The following is a 22,194-nucleotide window of genomic DNA, read 5'->3' as shown; positions in this document are numbered from 1 at the left end:
GGCGCAGTGTCCCAAATTATGATACAAATTCAATAGACCGAGTTACTACTTGATGAGTAGTACTAACGAACCCAAAGAGAAAAGGAACATCAAACATGGCTATTGAGACTCTGTACGAATCTGATGCAGACCTGACCATCATCCAGGGCCGCAAGGTCGCCATCATCGGCTATGGCTCCCAGGGCCACGCCCACGCTATGAACCTGCGTGACTCCGGCGTTGAGGTTGCTATCGGTCTGCGCGAGGGTTCGAAGTCCCGCGAGAAGGCCGAGGAGGCTGGTTTCAAGGTTTTCAGCAACGCTGAGGCCGCCAAGTGGGCTGATGTCATCATGCTGCTGGCACCGGATACCTCCCAGGCGGCGATCTTTACAGAGGATATCGAACCGAACCTGGAGGACGGCAACGCGCTGTTCTTCGGCCACGGCCTCAACATCCATTTCGGCCTGATCAAGCCGGCGGAGAATATCACCATCGGCATGGTTGCTCCGAAGGGCCCGGGCCACCTGGTTCGCCGCCAGTTCGTCGACGGCAAGGGCGTTCCCTGCCTGATCGCCACCGAGCAGGATCCGAAGGGCGAGGGGCGCGAGCTGACCCTGTCCTACGCTGCGGCCATCGGTGGTGCCCGCGCCGGCGTTATCCCAACCACCTTCAAGGATGAAACCGAGACCGATCTCTTTGGTGAGCAGGCGGTTCTGTGCGGTGGCGTGGAGTACCTGATCATGAACGGCTTCGAGGTCCTGACTGAAGCTGGCTATGAGCCTGAGATGGCTTATTTTGAGGTCTGCCACGAGCTGAAGCTCATCGTTGACCTCATCGTTGAGGGCGGCATCAAGAACATGAACTACTCCTGTTCCGACACCGCTGAGTTCGGTGGCTACCTCTCTGGCCCGCGCGTCATTGACGCTTCCGTGAAGGAACGCATGAAGGATGTCCTCACTGATATTCAGGACGGCACCTTCGTCAAGCGCCTTGTCGCCAACGTTGAAGGCGGCAATAAGGAGCTGGAGGAGCTGCGCGCCAAGGTGAACTCCCACCCGATTGAGCAGACCGGCTCCCAGCTGCGTGACCTCATGAGCTGGGTCAAGAACCCGCTGGATGCAACTGCCTAAACTACGCTTCGACTACAGAATCCCGTTGGCCACTGGTCAGCGGGATTTCCTTTTGATGTGATGTTCGCACATAAACGGGCATATTCCCACATTTAGTTGTAGGCTCGGGGCCATGGGTTTCTCTACGCCAAGCTATGACCTTAATGACCTTTTCGCTCGCATCGATCGTGGTGATATTCAGCTGCCCGATTTCCAGCGCTCCTATGCCTGGGATGAAGACCGAATTCGATCGCTGATCGTCACCGTCCTGCGCGGATACCCGCTCGGTGCATTCATGGCCTTGGATACCCGCAATGAAGCCATGCGCTTTCGGCCACGGCCTCTCGCGGGCGCGCCTAACACTGGGGTGAACCCCGGCCTGCTCCTGCTCGATGGGCAGCAGAGGCTAACCACCCTGTATCACTGCTTCCGCGGTGAGGGCTTTGTGGATACCACCGATTTCCGCTCCAAGAAAGTCTCCCGCAAGTACTTCGTGGACCTGCGCAAAGCTACCTCCGAGGACATCATGCCGGATGAAGCTGTCTTCGCCATCAACCAGCACGGCGAACTGCGCTCCCACTTCGCGCCGGACATCGAGGGCACCTTGGATAGTCGCGAGGCCGCAGTACAGGCATGCTGCATCCCGGTCTCGGCGTTGCTGAGTGAGGAAGGCACCAGCATGCTCTTCGAGCTTGCGGCTGCTAACGATGGCGCCACCCGTGACGTCGTCGCTGCCTTCAATAACCGGATTCTACGGCCCCTGTCCGGCTACACGGTGCCGATGATTCGCCTCTCCCGCGAGACGGCGAGCTCGGGAATTGGCTCCATTTTCGCTCAGGCTAACTCGGCCGGTTTGCAGATGGACGTCTTCGATCTCCTGACGGCTGTCTTTGCTTCTGAAGATCCGGACTTTCACCTTGCGGAGGACTGGGCAGGCGTCGAGAAGCAGCTGCGTGCCTTCCCCGCGCTCGACGGCATCGGCCGCAACGAGTTCCTTTCGGCAGTATCGCTGCTGGTGTCCGGGGAGAAGGGGAACGCTGGCGGGCAGCGCGAAGATATCTTGCAGCTGTCACTGAATGAGTACCGCAAGGCCTCGCAAACCCTGGTGATTACTTTCCGTGAGGTTGCTGAGTTCTTGGCCGAGCGCTGCATTCTCTCCCTTGAGCAGGTACCTTATTCCGAGCAGATCATTCCGCTGGCTGTCATCCTTGCGCGCCTGGCAGAAAAGAAGGGCGTGCTGTCCAGCCAGGACGCATGGGACCGCCTCAACCAGTGGTTCTGGAGCGGTGTCTTTGGTGAGCTTTATGGCTCTTCTGCAGTGAGGCTGCGCGCTGCGCGTGATGTCGATGAGGTCACCGCGTGGGTCGCGGGTGAGACCGAGGATGTCCCGAAGACTGTGCGCGATGCCTCCTTCCGCGAGTCCCGCTTGTTGTCTGTGGGGGAGCACGACGGGGTGTGGCACGGCCTCTATGCTTTGCTTATGGCACGCGGCGCGAAGGACTGGCGGACCGGCCGCCCGTTCAACCGGCACAGCTTTGAGGAGCTGCAACCAGGCTTCTTCCCGGTCTTCCCGCTTCGTTGGTGTGAGCGCCACGGCGTCAGCGGTGTGCTGGCCAACTCCGTGCTCAACCGCACGCCGATGGGCAAGCGCACCGAGGTTGTCCTCGACGGGCACTCGCCGGAGCGCTACCTGCCGCGCGTGCAGTCGAAGTCGATTATGGAAGACGCCGAGTTCGACAGCGTGCTGGCCTCCCATGACCTGGAGCCGGAGCTGCTGACCGCGAAGACTGCGCATCAGTTCTTCGCCGATCGCCGCGAGCGTTTCGTGGGCATCGTTGAATACGCGCTCAACAAGAAGGTTGTGCGCGACGTGGATGAGGCGAACCTTTCCGGCGGCGAAGAGGGCCCGCAGGCCTTTGCACGTTAAGGTGTCGTCGTCGGGCGCGCTGCGGGCCGTGCCTGTAGCGCTGCTGCTGGGCATGAGCGCGCTTGCGGCGGTGGGCTGCTCTTCGCTTGGGCGCGGTGAGCCAATCCTGACGCAGGACATTACCGCCCGCCCTGAGGCGGAGATTGACCTAGCCCGCGCGAGCGAAGAAAACCGTCTGCGGCTTATTGACCCGCAATTCGCCAACGAGGTTACGGTGGTTGAGGACCGCTGGGGAATTGACTCCGCACGCTTGTTCTTCAAGGAAAGCAATACGCTGATCTTGGCCGAAGACTCAGATGCCGCTGCCCTGCGGGCCGCGACGCTGAGCGTATCGCAGCGCGTGCCAATGGTGACCTACGATTCATCGATTCGCCCGCAAATCTCGCAGCTGCTTACCGACCTTGACGTTGACCAGATCCTCGTCATCGGGAATGTCCCATGGGCTAGCCACAATGGCGAACGTGAAGTGGTGCATGATCCGGGAAACACCAAGGCGCTGGGGGAGTACACCGCATTCCGCTTTGAATCCAAGGTGGTGGTGAATCGCGAACGCATGGTGGACAGCATCACGCGCCTAGATTCTTCGACCAAGACGGAGTTGAAGGCCGCGTGGGAACCCCTGCCGCAGCACCTTACGAAGGAAAAGATGCCAGCGATTCCTGCCCAGGCGCGCCGTGATGCGCAGATGGCACCGGTGATCGTTGCGACGAAGGACAGCCCTTTAGCAAACGTGGTGAACGCCACCGCGTATGGCGGTACGGTGTTCGTGATGGCGCAACCGGATCCGACGGCAACGAAAGCCGGCGCGGCGATTACTGCGGGGTTGGCGGATGGCCCGATCGTGGCCCTCGGGCCGGAATTCGGTTCAGTGACAGAATTCACGCATAAAATCGCTCAGGGTTGGAAAGAATAAACTACACTTCTCGGCATCCACATTTCAGACTAGTGAAGGAAGTTATGTCGAAGCCGGTCGTACTTATCGCCGATAAGCTTGCAGAATCCACCGTCGATGCTCTCGGGGACACAGTTGAGGTCCGCTGGGTTGACGGCCCCAACCGCGCGGAGCTGCTTGCCGCGGTGCCGGAGGCGGACGCCCTCCTCGTCCGCTCCGCTACGACCGTGGACGCGGAGGTGTTGACCGCAGCGAAGAACCTGAAGATTGTGGGGCGTGCCGGCGTCGGCTTGGACAACGTTGATATCCCCGCTGCTACCGAGCGCGGCGTCATGGTTGTCAACGCACCGACCTCCAACATCCACTCCGCCTGCGAGCAGGCGATCGCGCTGCTTCTCGCCACCGCACGCCAGGTTCCGGCGGCGGATCAGTCCCTGCGCCAAGGTGAGTGGAAGCGCTCCTCCTTCAAGGGTGTTGAGGTATACGGCAAGACCATCGGCATCGTGGGTTTCGGTCACATCGGCCAGCTCTTTGCCCAGCGCCTGCTGGCATTTGAGACCACCGTCATCGCACACGACCCTTATGCCAACCCGGCCCGTGCGGCAGCACTGGGCGTGGAATTGGTGCCCCTTGAGGAACTCATGTCTCGCGCTGACTTCGTGACCATTCACCTGCCCAAGACCCCGGAGACCGCCGGCATGTTTGACGCCGAGCTCCTAGCGAAGGCCAAGAAGGGGCAGATCATCATTAACGCCGCCCGCGGCGGCTTGGTCGATGAGGCAGCCTTGGCTGCTTCGATCAAATCCGGTCACCACCGCGGCGCTGGCTTCGATGTCTATGCCTCCGAGCCGTGCACAGATTCCCCGCTCTTCGAGCTTCCGCAAGTTACCGTCTCCCCGCACCTTGGCGCGTCTACGGTCGAGGCTCAGGATCGTGCGGGTACCGATGTGGCTGCCTCCGTGCTCAAGGCACTGGCCGGCGAATTCGTTGCCGATGCCGTCAACGTCGAAGGCGGCCGAGTCGGCGAAGAGGTTGCCGGCTGGTTGGATCTGACACGCAAGCTGGGCCTCGTTGCAGGCAACCTGTTGGACGCTGCGCCGGTTGCCGTCGAGGTGGAGGCTTGCGGCGAGCTGGCCAACGAGGATGTTTCGGCTCTTGGATTGTCCGCTGTTCGCGGGCTGTTTTCTGGCGTGGTCTCGGAGACCGTTACTTTTGTGAACGCGATGCAGATTGCTGAAAGCCGCGGCGTGAGCGTGGACGTCAAGACCAACGTGGAATCGAAGGGACACCGCTCCTCCGTGAGGGTCAAGGTTATCGGCCCCGACGGCTTGGTATCGCAGCTCACTGGTGCCCTGACTGGCATCGACGGCGTCGAGAAGATCATCCGCATCAATGGCCGTGGCGTCGACATGCGCGCTACGGGCCGCAACCTCTTCTTCTCCTACAAGGATGCCCCGGGTGCCTTGGGCACTGTCGGTACGAAGCTTGGCGCTGCCGGCATCAACATCGTGGCGGCTGCATTGACCCAGGGCAAGGATGTCTCCGATGCAGTCCTTATCTTGCGAGTTGAGCGCGAGGTGCCGGAGGAGCTTGTCGAGGAAATCAACGCGGCGCTGGGTGCTACCTGCCGCCAGCTTGATTTGGATGCCTAGTCTGGACAGCTGAACCTTTCATCCCAGCCCCCGTGAAGGACCGAGAACGGTTCTTTGCGGGGGTTTCGCCGCCCTCAAGGCAGAGGGGGTGGTACTCTCACATATATCCAATATGTGAGAAAGGAATCCCGCAAAATGAAACTGGCAGTGATTGGCGGCGATGGAATTGGTCCCGAGGTAACCGCGGAGGCGCTCAAGGTCCTGCGCGCGGTGCGCCACGACGTCGAGGTGACGGACTATGACCTCGGCGCACGACGCTACCTGCGCAACGGGGAGCTGCTTACTGACGCCGACCTGGCATCCCTGCGCGAACACGACGCCATCCTGCTCGGCGCCATTGGTGCGCCCGGTGAGGTCCCGCCCGGTGTGCTTGAGCGCGGGTTGCTGCTGAAGATGCGTTTCGCCCTGGAACATCACGTCAACCTGCGCCCCTCCAAGCTGTACCCGACGTCCACCTCTCCGCTGGCAAACCCGGGCGATATCGACTTCGTCGTCGTCCGTGAGGGCACCGAAGGTCTGTACTGCGGAAACGGTGGCACGCTGCGCGAAGGTACTGAACACGAGGTGGCCTCGGAGGTCTCTCAGAACACGCGCTTTGGAGTTGAACGCGTGGTGCGCGATGCCTTTCAGCGTGCGATGGGCCGCCGCAAGCACGTGACTTTGGTGCACAAGACCAATGTCCTTGTTAACGCCGGTGGCCTCTGGCAGCGCACGGTGGACGAGGTGGCGAAGGAATTCCCCGAGGTCACCGTAGATTACAACCACATCGATGCCGCAACGATCTACATGGTCACCGACCCAGCGCGCTATGACGTCATCGTGACCGACAACCTCTTCGGCGACATCCTGACCGACTTGGCGGGTGCAGTTACCGGCGGTATTGGTCTGGCTGCCTCCGGCAACATCGATGCCTCCGGCGCTAATCCCTCCATGTTCGAGCCGGTCCACGGCTCCGCCCCGGATATCGCGGGCAAGGGCATTGCGGATCCCACCGCGGCGATCCTGTCGGCGGCCATGCTGTTGCGCCACCTCGGGGATGAGGACAACGCCGTGCGCATCGAAGAGGCCGTGGCTGCCGACGTCTCCTCTCGCGGCGACGCACAAGCGCGCACCACCGAAATTGGTGATCGAATCGCCTCCGCGCTCAGCGCCTAGCCCTGTATGGTTGGCGCATGAGCGTCGAAATAGACGAGGTCACCAGCTTCCTGGCCAAGAATGAGCCTTTCTCCCACCTGCCGGAGGAAGAGCTTAACGCGCTGTCCTCACAGTTGAGCATGATCTACCTGCGCCGAGGGGATATCCCCATCAAGCTGGGACAAGAAAATGCCAACCTCCACATCATCCGCACCGGGGCGATTGATGTGTTGGGGGAGGACGGCATGCTGCTAGACCGCCGCGAATCCGGGCTCACCTTCGGTTATTCCACGCTGCAGGGGGAGCCGCACTCCGCTTATGAGATGGTCGCGGTGGAGGACAGCCTCGTCTTCACCCTAGCGCAGGAGGACTTCACCGAGCTGTCCCGCCGCAACCCCGACATTGGGCGATTCTTTTCAGCGCAATCGCGCCAGATCCGTGCGGCAGCACGCGAGCTTTCTGAATCCACTTCGACCGACGTTTTACGCACGCCGCTGCGAGAGCTCATTCGCACCGACATACTGACTGCGCCGGCTGCCACCACCATCCGTGAAGCCGCGATGCTGATGACGGACCGCGGCGTGTCCTCACTGCTCGTTGTTGCACCGGGTTCAGATTCAGCCAAGCGTCTTGCCGGCATTGTGACCGACCGTGATCTGCGCACCCGCGTGCTCGCCGCGGAGCGTGACCCTGCTGAATCGGTGGGGGAGATCATGACGCCTCAGCCCCTCACGGTATCGGCAGATGCCCCCGCTATGGAGGCTCTGCTGCACATGGCGGAGCGCGGAATCCACCACCTGCCGGTGGTGAAAGAAGGCACACTGCAGGGAATAGTCACGCAATCGGACGTCACCCGGCTGCTGCACAATGATCCAGTCTATCTCGCAGCAGATCTCTCGCGGCGCGCCAATGCCGCTGAGCTTAATGAAGCCTTCCACGAAGCCACGCTTCTTGCCGGACGTTTCGTGGAACGCGGGTCTACGCCGGCGGAAGCGTCCAGCCTGGTCACGTTGGCCGCCGATGCGGTAGCGCGCCGCCTATGTACCCTTGCCGAGGAAGAACTGGGTCCTCCGCCAGTGGAGTATGCCTTCGTGGCCGTGGGTTCGCAGGGGCGGCGCGAGATGGCACTGGCCTCAGATCAGGACAATGCGCTTGTCCTCGCGGATGATTATGATGCCAACGCGCACGGCGAGTATTTCGCTCGGCTTAGTACCTTCGTGTGCCAGGGCCTTGCCGCCGCCGGTCAGGCTCTGTGCCCAGGTGACATGATGGCCATGAACGCCGAGTGGCGGATGACGCGCTCCCAATGGATCGACACCTTCCGCAAATGGATCCGGGACCCCCAACCGGAGGCGCTGCTCAACGCCCAGATTTTCTTCGACTTCCGCGTGCTCTACGGAAGCGAGGAGCTGGCCCGCGAGGTCCACACTGCCGCCGTGGAGATGGGCAAGGGTGCGACGCGCCTGCACGCCCACCTGGCTAGCCTGGCCGCGCGCCGCGAGCCGCCGCTGACGCTTTTTCGCGGACTCGTGGTGGAGCGCGATGGCGACTATGCACATACCCTCGACATCAAAAAGGGAGGTACCGCGGGTATTGTCCAGATGGCCCGGCTCTTTGCCCTAGCATCCGGCTCCACGGTTGTGGACACCCGCCAGCGCCTAAGCGAAGCCGCCGGGAACGCGGTGAGCCGCCGCGGTGCACAGGAGCTTCTCGACGCCTTCGACTACCTCCGATCCCTTTCCTTCGAGCACCAAGCCCGACAGTTGCGAGAAGGGCACAAGCCGGACTACCACATTGACCCCAAGAGCTTGGGCCGCATGGACCGCGAGCACCTGCGCGATGCTTTCCGTGCGATCAAATCCATGCAGAACGCGCTTGCCACCAAGTACCCGGTGAGGAGTATCTAGATGTGGAGCCGGTGGAGCCGCCGCGCGGATTGGGGCGCGCCTGCACGAAGCACCCCGCTCGATGAGCTGGGATTGCTCGCCGTAGATATGGAGACCACGAACCTTGACCCTCGCAGGGGAAAGATTGTCTCCATTGGCTGGGTGCCGGTCAACGGGGGAGCCATCGACTTATCTGGTGCCGGTTATACCGTGGTGCGCGGCGCGCAGGTGGCCGAGGACGCACATGTCCACCTGCTGACTCAGGAGGTCATTGACGCCGGCGAGGAGCTAAGTATCGCGGTGACGCAATTGCGCCAAGCTTCGCAGGGACGCGCGCTACTTGCGCATTTCGCGGCGTTGGAGGTGGGGTTCATTGAAGCTGCCTCCCGTGAGGTCTTTGGGGAGCGCCCGCGCCTGAGCGTGGTTGATACCTTTGCGCTTGAGCGGCGCCACATGGAGCGCATGGGAACCTACCCGCGCGGCGAGGATCTACGTCTGCCCCGCGTGCGGACGCGTTATGGCCTTCCACGTTATGGAAGCCACAATGCGCTCAGTGATGCCTTGGCCTGTGCCGAGTTATACCTTGCACAACGGGGACACACGCGGGCGGTGACCTTGGGGGACGTCGCCCAGCGCTAGGCCTGTGCGAAGGCGCTCATCGCGGAGCTTGATGCCCGTAGAAGCATTGCAATCTTTGCAACCTTTACCTAAGACCCCTGATCGCGAGTTAAAAATCCTTGCGAGTAGTATGGCCGTTATGCGTTTAGGACGAATTGCTCACACCGAAGGTATCTGTTTCGCCATCATCGATGGCCCCGCCGACGCCCCGCTTGACCAGCTGGTGGCCAAGGAAATTTCCGGCACACCGTTTACCCCACCGGAGCCGACTGGCCGCGAGTGGCCGCTGAGTGAGGTGCGCTTGCTGGCGCCGACTCTGCCCACCAAGGTCGTGGCTCTGGGCCGCAACTACGCCGACCACGTGGCGGAAGTCTTCAAGGAATCCGCGGAGCACCTGCCGCCGACGATCTTTATCAAGCCCTCCACCGCGGTCATTGGCCCCGGTGCACCCATCAAGATCCCGGAGTTCGCCACCAACGTCGAGTTCGAGGGCGAGCTCGCCGTGGTGATTTCTAAGGTATCGAAGAATATTGATCCGGAGAAGTGGCGCGATCACGTAGTTGGCTACACGATCTGTAACGATGTTTCTTCGCGCGACCTGCAGTTCCAGGATGGCCAGTGGGCACGTGCGAAGGGCATCGACACCTTCTGCCCGCTGGGCCCGTGGATTGAGACGGACTTGGACTGCATCAATCTCGATGACCAGAAGATTAACGCCTACCTCACTCACGAGGGCAAACGTGAGCAGAAGCAGGATTCCAATACGGATCAGATGATTGTGAAGATGGGTCACATCATCGCTGAGATCTCGCAGTCCTACACGCTGCTGCCGGGTGATGTCATCACGACGGGTTCCCCGGCTGGTACGGCGCCGATGGTGCCGGGCGATACCATCGAAATCGAGATCCCCGGCGTGGGTAGCCTGACCAACCCGATCGAGCGCGCTTAGACGCTGTTCTAAAGATTGAGCGCGCGCAAAATGGTGCGCAGCTTAGCCGTGGTTTCCTGAAGCTCGGCTGTCGGGTCGGAATCCACGACGATTCCGCCGCCTGCCCACGCGCGGGCGGAGAGGCCATCGCCGGCCACCTCGGCGCAGCGGATGGCCACCATGTATTCGCCGTCGCCGGAATCATCGCACCAGCCAACTGCGCCGGCGTAGAAACCGCGGTCGGTTTCAGCCGTTTCGATCAGCGCTTGTGCGGCCTCAGTGGGGGTGCCGCAAATAGCCGGGGTGGGGTAGACCAGCTCGGCCAGCTCGAGCGCAGTAATATTCGAATCCTTAAGGGTTCCCGCGATCGGCGTTCCCAGATGCCACATCTCATTGGTGGAGGTCAGCTGCGGGGACGTGGGAGCATCGAGGGTCTCGCACAGCGGCTGCAGAATGCGGCGGATGTGATCCACCACGAAGGCGTGCTCGCGCAGGTCCTTTGCGGAGTTGTGGAGGTCTTGGCCCGCTTTGATATCGCGTGCCTTATCTGCCTGGCGGGGCGCGGAGCCAGCCAGAGGGAAGGCCGTGACCGTCGAACCTTGTTTCTTAACCAGCACCTCTGGGGAGGAGCCGACGAACATTGCGCCAGGGCGTCCAGCCGGAGTGAGGTCGGCGATGAAGCCATCGCGGTGGGAAGATAAATCAATCAGCCGCGCGGCAACGAATAGCGGATCCACCGGGGCATTGAACTCGATGTCGACGGCGCGTGCAAGCACCACCTTATCCAGCTTGGAGGCCTCGATCGTGGCAATGGCCGCCTCGATGCGGCGCAGGTGCTCCTCCGGCTCCGGGTCAAACCCAGTCACGCGCGCGTTGAGCGTGCCGCTGCGGTAATAGGCGTGCGGTTCGAGCGGCCCGTCCTCGCGGATGATGCTGCGCGGCACGGTCAGCGCCGCGGGGTCACCCTTGTGGAAGGGCAGCGCGCCGACAACCATGGGCGCCGTGCCGGCACGCAGTGCAGATACGGCAGCGTCAACATCGCTGAAGGTGGCCACTGAGCCTTGGGTACGCACAGACCCCGTCGCGCGGGACAGGAGGAAGTCAGGGGCGGTAGAGGGTCTGTTTTCACACATAGGGAATAACTCTAGTTGTTTGCTGTGCTAGTGCCGAAACCAGATCCCCCCCTCCGTACAGGCTGTGCGCATGGCTGTAGTGCTAGTCGCGCTTGCGCGGGCGGAAGAATTGCACGGCGATGAAAAGTCCAATTCCTAGCAGTAGGGCCAGGGATCCCATGCCGGCCAAAAAGCCCGCCCAGAAGCCCACCATCGGGGCTCCATAGCTCATAGCCTGGATGTTTCCGCCGTCAGCATACTGTTCTTGCACATCAGAAGCCGGACGCTGTGCCGCTGCTTCTTTCCTGGCATTCCGTTCGTGATTGGACGCGGTGCTGCGCGTCGAGTCCTTGGCGTCGGCGGCAGACGTGCTGCGCGACGTCCCACGCTGTGCTGAATCTCTCTGTCCTTGTGCAGTGTGGGCTGTAGCGTTGGGGGTCGGATTCCGGCCTTGCCCGGTCGCAGTGTTGGCTGCGCTTGGCTCTTTCGGCCCTGTTTCTTTCTCTGGTTTTGTTTCCTTCCGCGCGCTGGCCCGCGTGGAGCGCTCTGAGTTCTTTTCCTCCTTCGCCTTCTTCGCATCGGAGGGCTTCCCACCGTTGAAGAAGGTATCGGCCTCTTTGAAGGTCTTGTCCATCGTCTTATCTAGCTGCGCGATGGCCTTGGAGGTGTCATTAATGTCCTTGGCCAGCTGCTGGGGGCGGTTCTTCGGGCTTCCCGAGCCACCGCTGCCACCTTCGCCCGAGCCCCACTCCAGCTGGCAAAGTTCAGAGATATCTGCGCCACCAACCAAGAAAGGCACATCAATAGAGTGCTCGGAGCCATCGTTGAGGGTGAAGGTAAAAGTGGCAGCATAGGCACCCGGCTCGCTAAAGATGATCCCGGTGTGACTGTGGAAATGATCAGGATAATCCCACGTGATATCGGGGTTCTCGGAGTCAAAGAGCACGGTGGGGTTAGCACCCACGGTGTTCTGAAAGCCCACCATGCGCCCGCCTTCTGGGCCGCTGTGTAGCGTCAAGGATAAAGTGGCATCGGCCGCAGTGGCCTCATCGAGGTAGCTGGTGTTGAACCCCAACCAAGGGATATTCGGATCTTGGGTTTGGGGGATTTGCCAACCGCTCGATGGAATATCGCTCCCCGTTGATTCATTGAAAGCAGCGTTGCTGCCTACTTCTACGTAGAACTCCCCAGAGGCATAGTCCTTACCGGATTCATCATCGCGGGCTAAAAAGGTTAGGTCCCCCGAGTCACCGACCAAAGCGAGGTCTTGGTGTCCGCGGCTGAAGGCGTGGAGGGAGTCATCATCACAGGAAGTGCCGCTCGCCTGCTCGGCTGCGATGGCGGGCGGCGCAGCGTGAATGAGCGTCGGGGAGCTGAGCGCTAAAGCAGCGGATGCGGTCAAAGCGAGGGGACGGTAGTTCATACGTGTCATTGGGAGAATATTCATGCGGACAAGGTCTCCTTCGAGGTGTGTGATGTCGAGGTGGATGCGGAAGCGCGGCGGGAGTGCATAAGAGGGGAGAGCACCCACGCCACGAGGAAGCACGCGGTGAGGAGTAGAACGATGGTGGCACCGGCGGGAAGGTCGATGGCCCATGCCAGGTAGATTCCGAAGAAGCTACCCAAGGAGCCGATCGCCGCAGCTGCGAGCATCATCGAGCCCAGCGAGTCACAGAGCAGGCGGGCAGTCGCGGCCGGGGTGATAAGCAGAGCGAGGACGAGGACGTTGCCGATGGTGCCCACGGAGATAACCACTGCGCCCGTAACACAGAGGTAGAGCACGATGTCCAGAGCAAAGACGGGAAGACCCATCGCGCGGGCGGTTTCCTTGTCCAAGCAGGTAGCGGTGAGCTGGGGTCCAAGGAGAAGAACCGTGGCCACGATGAGCACCGTGACGGTGAACGCGGTGTAAAGGTCCGCGCGGGAGACACCCGTGAGCGAGCCGAAGAGAAAGCTAGTGAGCGAGGCTGTGTAGCCGTCTACTCGGGAGATGATCACCATGCCGAGGGCAAACGCGGCGGCGAAGAAGATTCCGATGACGGAATCCTCGCGCACCGTGCGCCGCTGGGAGAAGCATGCGATGAGCACCGCCACGGTGCAGCCCGCCACGGCGCCGCCCAGCAACACTGAGCCCTGGAGCACGAAGGCAATGGCCAGCCCTGGGAAGACCGCGTGGGAAACAGCATCACCGATGAAAGACATGCCCCGCAGCACGACATAGCATCCCACCACACCGCACACGATGGCGGCGAGGATAGAAATTCCCACCGCACGCGCCAGGAAGTCCAAGTGTGGGTTGGTGACATCCTGGAAGAACTCGAAAAGCGAGATGTCGATCATGCGGCCACCCCAATCGCAGAAAGCAGTGGAGAAGAAGCTGAGACCCCGAACGTGTCGCTCCAGGGCTGCGCGGTCATGCGCAACGCTTCCGCTGGACCATCCGCGATGATTCCACGGTTAAACAGCACGAGCCGCGAGCAGGAATGCGCGGCCTCCGAGAGGTTGTGCGTGGACATGACAACACTGGTGCCATCGGCGGTGAGTTTGTCAAAGAGAAGTAGAAGCTCTTCGGTGTTGGGGGCGTCGAGGCCGGTAAATGGTTCGTCGAGAAGCAGCACTTCAGGCTCGCAGGCTAAGGCCCGGGCGATGAGTACACGCTGACGTTGGCCACCGGACAGCTGCGCGATGGGGCGCCGCGCAAATTCCTCCAAGTTGGTTAACTCGATGGCGCGGCGGGCGGCTTGTTTATCGGCACGTCCCGGACGGCGGAACCAGCCCACCAGTCCGGTGCGTCCGCTGAGCACAGCTTTGGACACGCTGATGGGGAAGTCCCATTCCACGTCGTGACGCTGAGGGACATAACCCAGCGAGGTGCCCACGTCGATGGTCCCGGTGAAGGGGACGAGCCCCAAGATGGCGCGCATCAGCGTGGTTTTACCCGCGCCGTTGGGGCCGAGGAGCCCGATGAATTCGCCAGGGTGTACGGACAGGCTGGCGGCGTCGATGACCCTGCGGCCGGAGAGCGAAACGGACAGGTCCTTGACTGAAATGAGGGGACTAGTCACGTTGGCCGCCCTTTGCACGCACGACGGCGATAATGGCACCGATAAGGACGAGGATGCCCACGCCGGCCAGCGCCCAGATCCATACCGGCACGGTTGCCGATGCAGAGCTTGAATCGGCAGAGGATTCAGCGTTTGAATCCCATTCTGTTGCCTGAGCTTGTGCGACATCCGTGTCATCGCCTACAGCAAAGGTCAACGTAGCCTCGGCGGCCACCTCGCTGCCAGCACTTTCACCCGCACCTTCGCCGCTCATGCGCACGCGCACCTGGTGGATGCCGGGCTCGGTGAACACCCAATTGGCATGGGTATGCGTGCCCAAGTCGACCCAGAAGCCTTCTGAGTCCCCGGTGGCGGTGGACCATAGCAACTGCGGTTCCTCGAAGCCGCCGTTCTGCAAGAAGAGGGAGAACTCACCCGGGCCTTGGTGTCCCAGGAACTCCATAGTGACTCCTCTCTCAACGTTCTCCTCGAGGGAAGGAGCCTGGGTATTCCAACCTAGCCACGGCACATCAGCCTGTTCCGTTTGTGGAACGACCCATACTTGCGAACCGGGCTCGGCACCGACGAAGGAGAAAGCCTTGTCCTCAGGCAGAGTCAACAGCGCGTTGTCGCCCACCTGGAATACCACATCGTCGGGTTGACGCCACACGGGGGTTTCAGCTGAATCATCACGAGCGAGGAATTCTGCTTGCCCTTCATTAAGCAGCAGGCCCAGGTCGACGTGACCGTGATCGATAGCGGCAGCAGTTCCTGGTGCCGCCACTTCTTCGTCAGAGCTGACAACCTGAGCCAGATCCCCAGCCCAGGCGGCGGAGGGCGCGAAGGCCAGCGCCACGGCGCTCAGTGCTGCCGCAAGCGGCATGGTGAAAGTTCGGATAGTGCGATTAGACATGAGATTCCTTTGTTGTGCTGCCAAGGCAGCGGTTGAGTGAGTGTGCATTGAAACGCATGAGATCGAGATACGTCGGTACGGCGTCATCGAGGGTGTCGCCGTAAATGGGACAGACCGCCACCCCGAGGGAAACGGCGGCTTCCCTAATGACGTCTGCGCTGGCTTGTTGGGTCGGCTCCACGAACACCGCGGGAAGCTGGAGGTTTTCCAAGGTGCGGCGCAGCGCGATGACATCGCGCGGCGAGGGCTCGATGGCCGGGTTGGGAGTAACGAAGCCCGCAATGTCAACGCCATAGCCTTGTTCCAGGTAGGCATAGCCGTGGTGGGGTGTGACGAGGTGGCGGTTGCGCTCAGGAATGGCGGAGATGAGCTGATTAACCTCGCCGTCGACGTCCCGCAGTTGTGCGATGTAGTCCTGTGCGCGGGCACGGTAGTCCGCGCCGTGCGAAGGATCCGTTTGCGCAAGTTGCTCAGCGATAACTTCGGTAAAGCTGATCACATTGGCGGCGTTATGCCACAGGTGCGGGTCCACCTCACCGTGAATGTGTTTACCCAAGACGGCTTGCGGCAGGAGATATGTTTCATCACCCGGCCGGCCCAAGAAACGGTAGGAGGGGTCCGGCGGAATTTCCTGCAGCGCGGAGTTCGGGATGCTGAGCACCGTGCTTTTCGGATCAAAACGCTCGCCTTGGTCTTCTAGGTCGAGCGTCCCGGATGCCATGTCCGCGGTGATATCCACGTGACCTGCATCGAGCGCGCGCATCCCCTCAGGTGCGCTCACGCCTACTGCCACTGTGAACTCCTGCGGGGAGCTGTCTGTTGCGTCGAACTTCAGCCGGTACACACCTGGCTTGTTAAAAGCCCAGGAGACGTGCGTGTGGGCATTAGCCGGCAGCGTCGTGGAATCGTTGTGCTGGTCAATCCCATCTGCGCTGTTAAAGAGCGGCTCAGGCGTACCGAACGTAGAGACCACGTAGGCCGCGACATCGCCGGGTCCTTCCACATCGAGCAGGCGCATGTCGACGCTCGTGGTACCTGGGGCTGCGTTGCGTACGCGCAATCCCAGCCACACCGCATCGAGGGCAACGTTTTCTACCAAGGGGACGAGCTTCGCGCCGCGCGTGGACGCTTGGTCCGCCACTTCGGTGACGGACACATCCGATGACTCCCGCAAGGACTTCAGCAGGTTTTGCGGCTCGAGGAGAAAACCATTGGACAGCAATACGTCGGCGTTGGCGATATCGCGCACCGAGCGCAGACTCGGCTCAAAGGTATGTGGATCCTTTCCCGCAGGAATCAGCGTGGTTACTGTGGCATCCTCACCGGCGACGTGCTTGGCGACGTCCCCCAGTATCGGCGTCGTCGCCACCACCTTCACCTTCCCATCGTCTCCGCTGGCGGAGCCCGTGCAGCCACTCAGCATGGACGCGCCGAGAACGATGGCGGAAAGGAGCGCGATGTATTGCGTCCGAGTACGAACCTTCCGTGGCATTAGTCGCGGCCCTTCATGAGCGCGAGGCGCGCTAGCGCCAAGCCCAGCACGAGCATGCCTAAGCCCAGGATTCCGATGCCCCACGGCAGCAGGTTTTGCCCGCTGTCGTAGTAGCCGGCCGCAGCGACGGTGTCCACATTCTCTCCGTCCGCGGCCGCGGTGGAGCGGTGAGAAGGCTTGCGCTCTTTCCTTTCTCCGCGCTCTTTCCGCTCCTTGCTGCTTGCCTGTTGCTTCGCGTTCCTGGTGCCGGCTGCGGATGCCGCACCGCGGGTACCTCCTCCGGCGTTTCCACCTCCCGAGCGTGTTCCGGAAGCAGAGGATGCTGGTTGCTCAGGGGAGGCGTCGCCCAGCTCTGCCTCGTGGTGGTCTTCGGTACCGTGGTCACCATTATCGGTGGCGGCTTCCTCTTCCCCGGCCTCCTGCGGCGCGGCGTCACCATCACCGACATCCCAGGTATAGGTGACCTGATTACTCGTGTCACCGTTGGATTCCGCCTGGACAGTCATGGTGTAGATACCCGGTTCACTAAAAGCCCAGTTAACGTGGCGATGCGCCGGGTAAGCCTGGTTGATGACATCACCAGACACGAGGTCGAGCTCGCCGGCATCGGTGACCGGCTGGATATCGCCGAAGCCAGCGGTTTCGAAGATGAAGACGTCACCAGGACCAGTGACCTCGACGAATTCGAAGTTCACGTCTTTGTAACCAGCGGATTGCGCCGCCTGGGTATCCCATCCCGGCCACAGCAGCGAGCTGTCCTGGGTTTGAGGAAGGTAATACGTAGGTATACCAATGCCGTCGATACGCTCGGTCGCCTCGCTCCATGCTTCTTCTGCGACTTTGAGGATGACATCGTTGCCGGGCCGGACGACGCCACTGCCGGTGACGTCCTCCTTCATCGACAAGGTCAGTTGACCGCCTGGCGCGGAGACATAAAAGGCATCGACGTGTCCGGAATCGATGAGCTCGCTATCAGCTCGCGCCGCAGCCGGAGAGCCAAGGACGGCTACACACAATATCGCGACAATGGTGAACACGGCGGCGCTGGCTTTTAGCAGTGCACTGTTCTGGCGCACGTTCAGGTCCTGAGCAGCGCGTGATGGTGTGGAGTGCAATCCAGTGTGTCCTTTCTAGCGGGGAAGCAGGCCAGTGAACCGCGCCGCAATTTGGTCGCGGTGATCGTTGTAGAAGTTGAGGAAACCTTGGAAGATGATGGCCAAGACAACTGGGAGCACGAGCCCCCACAGGCCCTCGAGCTTGGGCAGAGAGGACGTCTTGCCATTCTGGCCACCAGGCTGGTTATCGTTTGGTTTCTTCTCACCTGGTTTCTTATCGCCTGGCTTATCTCCGGGCTTTTCATTACCTGGCTTGGGGGTGTCTTCGCCTTCCTTTCCTTCCTTTGATTTCACACAGTCTTTGATTGCTGCATCGCCCGCTGCGACGGTGAGCGTTTGGGGTGCAGAGGAGATGTCCTTGCCCTCTGTGGTGGTGGCCGAATAGGTGACCTCGAGCTTGTAGATGCCCGGCTTGGTAAACGCCCAATTGGTGTGGGTGTGCGAAGCAAAAGTGGTCTCGATGGAGTAGTCACCCTCCGCGGTATTGATCAGCGGGGTGAACACCTTGCCCAAGCCTTCGGCAGTGAAAAGGCCTACCTGCGCACCCTCTGGCATCTCCACGGGCTTGATGTTGAGCGTGACTTTGCCGTCTTTATAGTCCTTGTAGTTGAGGGCCTGGGTGTTATAGCCCGGCCAGATAATGCTTTGCTTCTGGGTCTGCGGGAGGAGGAAGAACTTTTCCTTGCCTAGGTAATCGAAGTCCTTTCCTTTAAGTTCGGCGGGGCGGGAGTGCAGAGCGTTGTCGTGCACCGCGAGGACGACGTCATCGAGCGGGCGCTCAACAGTTTTCTTGTCCACGAGGGCCGTTTCATCCTTCAAGCGGGTGAGGAACTCATCGCCGTCACGGGTGACCGCAATGTCGACGTGGCCGCGGTCAAGCACTACCTTGTCAGCGCAGGTACCGGTGTGTTTCCCTGCGTCCGGTTTCGGGCCGTTATCCGGGGCTGGCGCAGGAGCCTGAGCCCCAGTACCGAGCTTGCCCGTGCCCTCGTACTTTTGCCCGAAAGCGAAATCGTCGGTCAGCGTGATGCTGCCGGACTCTTGCGTGATGCTCGGGTGCGGAAGAATATCCAGTCGCACGGTAGTGCCGTTGAAGTTTGCATCGGCGCCGACGACAAATTCCGCGCGGCCGCGGGTGATCGTGCCGTCGAAATCGATGTCCGGAAGCGAGCTTCCTTTGCTAAAGAAGCCGCCCTGCACGTAGCCTTCTAGGTTCTTATCGGCTGCCTCCAGGATGATGCGGGTGGCGTCTTCGCCCTCCGGAACAGCACGCGCGGACAGACCCGTGTCAGATAGCGAAACCTCTTCCCCGGAGAAGAGCTGGCGGGGGTTCGTGGTCTCGGTCCAAGACTCCGCGGACGTCTTCGAGGTGGTGGAAAGCTCAGCGTTCTCAGAGTAGGCGAGCTCCTCGCTCACCCAGCGCGGGCTGCCGTCCTCCGGGGTGTACACAGCTTGGATTGTGGAGGCCTCGGGCCCTAAGAATTCATCGAAGTGTGCTTTGCCATCTTTCACGGCTAGATCGGTGAGGAAGTAGCCGTCGATCAGCAGCGTAAGCGTGCCGTCGCTGCCGCCAGAGAAATCGATGGAGGAAAGGCGCTCATCCCCGTCCTTGTCCCCGGATTTCTTGGGCGTGATGCTCAGGCGGTAGTCCTTCTGGCTGGCATCGCCAGAGGAAGCTTGGTCAAAGCGCTCTGTGAGGGAAGGCGTTTTCTCATCAGCGGGACGCTGCCCGCCGACTTGGATCGAGGTGGTCGTGGGCTTGGAGGTAATCAACGAGCCATCCTTGCCCCGCGCGCTTGTTTGATAGGTGAGCTCATAGCGTCCAGGCTTGGAAAAGACTGTGTAGTTGTGGGTATGCGTGCCGCTGGTCAGCCATGCGGAATGCGGAGCGCCCTCGGTGGTCCCAAAGAAGCGCTGCAGGCCGCCGGGGCCGGGGTAGTAGCCAAACATCTCGACATCGCCGGGACCGTCAACGCTTAAGAGGTCCAGGGAAGCGATGTTGTCGCGGAAGTCGTCGACAGGCAGCTCTGTGTCCGCGCCGAAGCCCATCCACACCGGGTCCAAGCTGCCTTGGACACTGGCCGGCGCCATGTAATACGTGTCGCCCGGCTGTCCCACAAAAGAGAGCGCGGGGTCCTCAGGCACTGTGAACTGGTATTGGTTGGTGCCGTTCTGGTCCCAACCTTTGCCTACCCAGGTCACGGTATCGGCTAGGTCGTGGTCGGAGCTTGCAGAATGGCTCTTGAGGTTGAGAGCATTGCCCTCCCAGAAAGCCTTGGGGGAATCAATATGTGTCTGAGTGGCTACGTGTTTGCCGTCGTCGGGGCCAGCGACGGCGGTAGCGGGGGAGAAGAGAAGCGTGGCGCAGGTTAGAAGCGCCACATAGCGAGTTTGAGCCACAGTCAGGGACCTTTCTTCAGTTCTTTGGCGAGAGTTTCACTATAGGTAATGGAATTCAGTCCCGTTAAGCTTGCGCAGAAAGCCCAGTTCACGCTTAGTGGAAACAGGGTTCAATTACCCCCAAGTGGGGCGGCCAATGCAGTAGCTAAGCGCTGAACTACGATGGGGGACATGACTAAACCGACATCCGACGTCCGCGTCCGTTTCTGCCCTTCGCCTACCGGCACGCCCCATGTGGGCATGGTCCGCACGGCTCTGTTCAACTGGGCCTATGCCCGTCACACTGGCGGTACGCTCATCTTCCGTATCGAGGACACTGATGCTGCCCGTGATTCTGAGGAGTCCTACCAGGCCATCATTGACTCCCTGAACTGGCTCGGGCTGGGCTGGGATGAAGGAGTTAACGTCGGTGGCCCGGATGAGCCTTACCGTCAGTCGCAGCGCATGGATATCTACGCAGATGTCCTGCAGAAGCTCAAGGATGGCGGCTATGTCTATCCGGCTTACTCCACCAATGAAGAGGTTCAGGAGCGCCACAAGGCAGCTGGCCGCGACCCGCAGCTGGGTTACGACAACTTCGACCGCGACCTGACTCAGGAGCAGATCGACGCCTTCGAGGCGGAAGGCCGCAAACCAGTCTGGCGCCTGCGCATGCCGGACAAGGATTGGTCTTGGACTGACTTGGTACGCGGCGAGGTGACCTTCAAGTCGGAGACCCAGCCGGACTACGTCGTGGCACGCTCGAACGGTGCGCCGCTCTACACGCTGGTTAACCCGGTCGACGATGCCCTCATGGGAGTTACTCACGTCCTGCGTGGTGAAGACCTGCTGTCTTCCACGCCGCGCCAGCTGGCCCTCTACGAGGCGCTCGTAGAGCTCGACATTGCCAAGAAGACGCCTGAGTTTGGCCACTTGCCCTTCGTGATGGGTGAGGGGAACAAGAAGCTTTCCAAGCGTGACCCACAGTCCAACCTGTTCAATCACCGCGACAACGGCATCATCCCGGAGGGCATGCTCAACTACCTGTCGCTGTTGGGCTGGTCCCTGTCCGCGGACCAGGACATCTTCTCTGTCGACGAGCTCATCGCCAACTTCGACGTCCACGACGTGTTGGGCAACCCAGCTCGCTTCGACCAGAAGAAGCTCGAGGCCATCAATGCCGACCACATTCGCTTGCTGGAGCCAGCAGACTTTGCTCAGCGCCTGCGCGACTACCTGACTGAGTACACCGACTTCCCGGCAGACTATCCCGAGGAGAAGTTCGCTTTCGCTGCAGATCTGGTGCAGACACGCATTAAGACGCTGTCCGACGCCTATGGCCTCATGTCCTTCCTGACCACGCCGGACGCTGAGCTGGAGCTAGATGAGAAGGCGGCCCGGAAGAACCTCAAGGAGGATGCGGTTCAGCCGCTGGAGGTTTCCATCGCCAAGCTGGAGGAGCTCGGGGAGTGGAAGACGGAGGAGATTGAGAAGGTTCTCTCCGCCGCGCTTATCGACGACCTCGGCCTCAAGCCCCGCAAGGCTTACGGCGCCCTGCGCGTTGCGATCTCGGGCCAGCAGGTCTCGCCGCCGCTGTTTGAGTCCATGGAGCTGCTGGGCAAGGAGTCCACTTTGGCCCGCCTCAAGGCTGCGAGTGCTCTCACGCCGTGGAGCGCTGAGTAGATCCATTAAGTAGTCTCACATGGCTGTCATTTCGGGGCGTTAGGGTTCATTCCTAACGCCCCGGAAATGTATCCTGACCTTGCGATTTGTGTGTATCGGTAGCGCTGGATATAGTAATAAACCGTTGCAGCGAGCAGCGAGGGGTTAAAGCCCTGAGCTAGTTAACAGCAATAATGGCCTATGGTGTAATTGGCAACACTACGGTTTCTGGTACCGTCATTCTAGGTTCGAGTCCTGGTAGGCCAGCAGTGATAGCGATTTAACGCAGTAACTCGCGTCAAACAATGTTGTCACAGTTCTAAGCCCCGTTCGTCTAGCGGCCTAGGACGCC

At 60.9% G+C, this 22,194-nt stretch carries 17 protein-coding genes and 1 tRNA gene; 10 read left to right on the top strand and 8 right to left on the bottom strand.

All coding sequences use genetic code 11. From position 1 onward, the window contains the following. Window positions 1–95 precede the first annotated feature (95 nt). From ilvC to HMPREF2537_RS10255, 8 genes are all read left to right on the top strand, one after another. Window positions 96–1,109: a ketol-acid reductoisomerase gene (gene ilvC / locus HMPREF2537_RS10290; protein ID WP_070528610.1), complete on the top strand. Its 1,014-nt coding sequence runs from the start codon at window positions 96–98 to the stop codon at window positions 1,107–1,109. A 112-nt stretch (window positions 1,110–1,221) separates the two neighbouring features. Then, on the top strand, window positions 1,222–3,015 hold the full coding sequence (locus tag HMPREF2537_RS10285; RefSeq protein WP_070524423.1) for a GmrSD restriction endonuclease domain-containing protein: 1,794 nt from the start codon (window positions 1,222–1,224) through the stop codon (window positions 3,013–3,015). A 28-nt stretch (window positions 3,016–3,043) separates the two neighbouring features. Next, the gene (locus HMPREF2537_RS10280; protein ID WP_148138147.1) at window positions 3,044–3,928 is read left to right on the top strand and encodes a hypothetical protein; all 885 of its coding nucleotides are present in this window, start codon (window positions 3,044–3,046) and stop codon (window positions 3,926–3,928) included. Between the two features lie 44 nt (window positions 3,929–3,972). After that, window positions 3,973–5,559 (top strand): phosphoglycerate dehydrogenase, encoded by a 1,587-nt coding sequence (gene serA / locus HMPREF2537_RS10275; protein WP_070528608.1) that lies wholly within the window; start codon window positions 3,973–3,975, stop codon window positions 5,557–5,559. A gap of 135 nt (window positions 5,560–5,694) precedes the next feature. Beyond that, window positions 5,695–6,714 carry a 3-isopropylmalate dehydrogenase gene (locus HMPREF2537_RS10270; protein ID WP_070528605.1) on the top strand — a complete coding sequence of 340 codons (1,020 nt, stop codon included), beginning with the start codon at window positions 5,695–5,697 and terminating at the stop codon, window positions 6,712–6,714. A gap of 17 nt (window positions 6,715–6,731) precedes the next feature. Continuing rightward, window positions 6,732–8,600 carry a DUF294 nucleotidyltransferase-like domain-containing protein gene (locus HMPREF2537_RS10265; RefSeq protein ID WP_070528602.1) on the top strand — a complete coding sequence of 623 codons (1,869 nt, stop codon included), beginning with the start codon at window positions 6,732–6,734 and terminating at the stop codon, window positions 8,598–8,600. After that, window positions 8,601–9,218, top strand: a complete 618-nt coding sequence (locus HMPREF2537_RS10260) for an exonuclease domain-containing protein (RefSeq protein ID WP_070528597.1) — start codon at window positions 8,601–8,603, stop codon at window positions 9,216–9,218. A gap of 118 nt (window positions 9,219–9,336) precedes the next feature. Further along, on the top strand, window positions 9,337–10,146 hold the full coding sequence (locus HMPREF2537_RS10255) for a fumarylacetoacetate hydrolase family protein (RefSeq protein WP_210383650.1): 810 nt from the start codon (window positions 9,337–9,339) through the stop codon (window positions 10,144–10,146). Window positions 10,147–10,154: 8 nt separating this feature from the next. Here HMPREF2537_RS10255 and HMPREF2537_RS10250 read toward each other — a convergent pair whose 3' ends face one another. From HMPREF2537_RS10250 to HMPREF2537_RS10215, 8 genes are all read right to left on the bottom strand, one after another. After that, window positions 10,155–11,258 carry an isochorismate synthase gene (locus HMPREF2537_RS10250; RefSeq protein WP_070528591.1) on the bottom strand — a complete coding sequence of 368 codons (1,104 nt, stop codon included), beginning with the start codon at window positions 11,256–11,258 and terminating at the stop codon, window positions 10,155–10,157. Between the two features lie 82 nt (window positions 11,259–11,340). Further along, window positions 11,341–12,684 (bottom strand): choice-of-anchor M domain-containing protein, encoded by a 1,344-nt coding sequence (locus HMPREF2537_RS10245; RefSeq protein ID WP_070528586.1) that lies wholly within the window; start codon window positions 12,682–12,684, stop codon window positions 11,341–11,343. After that, window positions 12,681–13,577, bottom strand: a complete 897-nt coding sequence (locus tag HMPREF2537_RS10240) for an anchored repeat-type ABC transporter permease subunit (protein ID WP_070528583.1) — start codon at window positions 13,575–13,577, stop codon at window positions 12,681–12,683. Before HMPREF2537_RS10240 ends, HMPREF2537_RS10245 begins: the two co-directional genes overlap by 4 nt. Further along, complete coding sequence (locus HMPREF2537_RS10235) at window positions 13,574–14,302, bottom strand: anchored repeat-type ABC transporter ATP-binding subunit (RefSeq protein WP_070528580.1); 729 nt, start codon at window positions 14,300–14,302, stop codon at window positions 13,574–13,576. Before HMPREF2537_RS10235 ends, HMPREF2537_RS10240 begins: the two co-directional genes overlap by 4 nt. Then, complete coding sequence (locus tag HMPREF2537_RS10230) at window positions 14,295–15,194, bottom strand: choice-of-anchor M domain-containing protein (protein WP_070528575.1); 900 nt, start codon at window positions 15,192–15,194, stop codon at window positions 14,295–14,297. The genes HMPREF2537_RS10235 and HMPREF2537_RS10230 overlap by 8 nt, the downstream gene beginning before the upstream one ends. Then, the gene (locus tag HMPREF2537_RS10225; protein WP_070528572.1) at window positions 15,187–16,686 is read right to left on the bottom strand and encodes an anchored repeat ABC transporter, substrate-binding protein; all 1,500 of its coding nucleotides are present in this window, start codon (window positions 16,684–16,686) and stop codon (window positions 15,187–15,189) included. The genes HMPREF2537_RS10230 and HMPREF2537_RS10225 overlap by 8 nt, the downstream gene beginning before the upstream one ends. Then, the gene (locus tag HMPREF2537_RS10220) at window positions 16,686–17,762 is read right to left on the bottom strand and encodes a choice-of-anchor M domain-containing protein (protein ID WP_246818718.1); all 1,077 of its coding nucleotides are present in this window, start codon (window positions 17,760–17,762) and stop codon (window positions 16,686–16,688) included. Before HMPREF2537_RS10220 ends, HMPREF2537_RS10225 begins: the two co-directional genes overlap by 1 nt. A 54-nt stretch (window positions 17,763–17,816) precedes the next feature. Then, the gene (locus HMPREF2537_RS10215) at window positions 17,817–20,201 is read right to left on the bottom strand and encodes a choice-of-anchor M domain-containing protein (RefSeq protein ID WP_070528566.1); all 2,385 of its coding nucleotides are present in this window, start codon (window positions 20,199–20,201) and stop codon (window positions 17,817–17,819) included. A 162-nt stretch (window positions 20,202–20,363) separates the two neighbouring features. Between HMPREF2537_RS10215 and gltX the strand changes: the two genes are divergently transcribed. Both gltX and HMPREF2537_RS10205 read left to right on the top strand, forming a co-directional pair. Next, complete coding sequence (gltX, locus tag HMPREF2537_RS10210; protein ID WP_083299016.1) at window positions 20,364–21,863, top strand: glutamate--tRNA ligase; 1,500 nt, start codon at window positions 20,364–20,366, stop codon at window positions 21,861–21,863. A 174-nt stretch (window positions 21,864–22,037) separates the two neighbouring features. Then, window positions 22,038–22,109: transfer RNA gene (locus tag HMPREF2537_RS10205), tRNA-Gln, on the top strand. The last annotated feature ends 85 nt before the right edge of the window (window positions 22,110–22,194 follow it).

Origin of the sequence: Corynebacterium sp. HMSC074E01 (assembly GCF_001808885.1) — a bacterium.
Taxonomy (GTDB): Bacteria; Actinomycetota; Actinomycetes; order Mycobacteriales; family Mycobacteriaceae; genus Corynebacterium.
The sequence above is the reverse complement of the archived record's forward strand: the minus strand, read 5'-3'. Positions and strand labels throughout refer to the sequence as shown.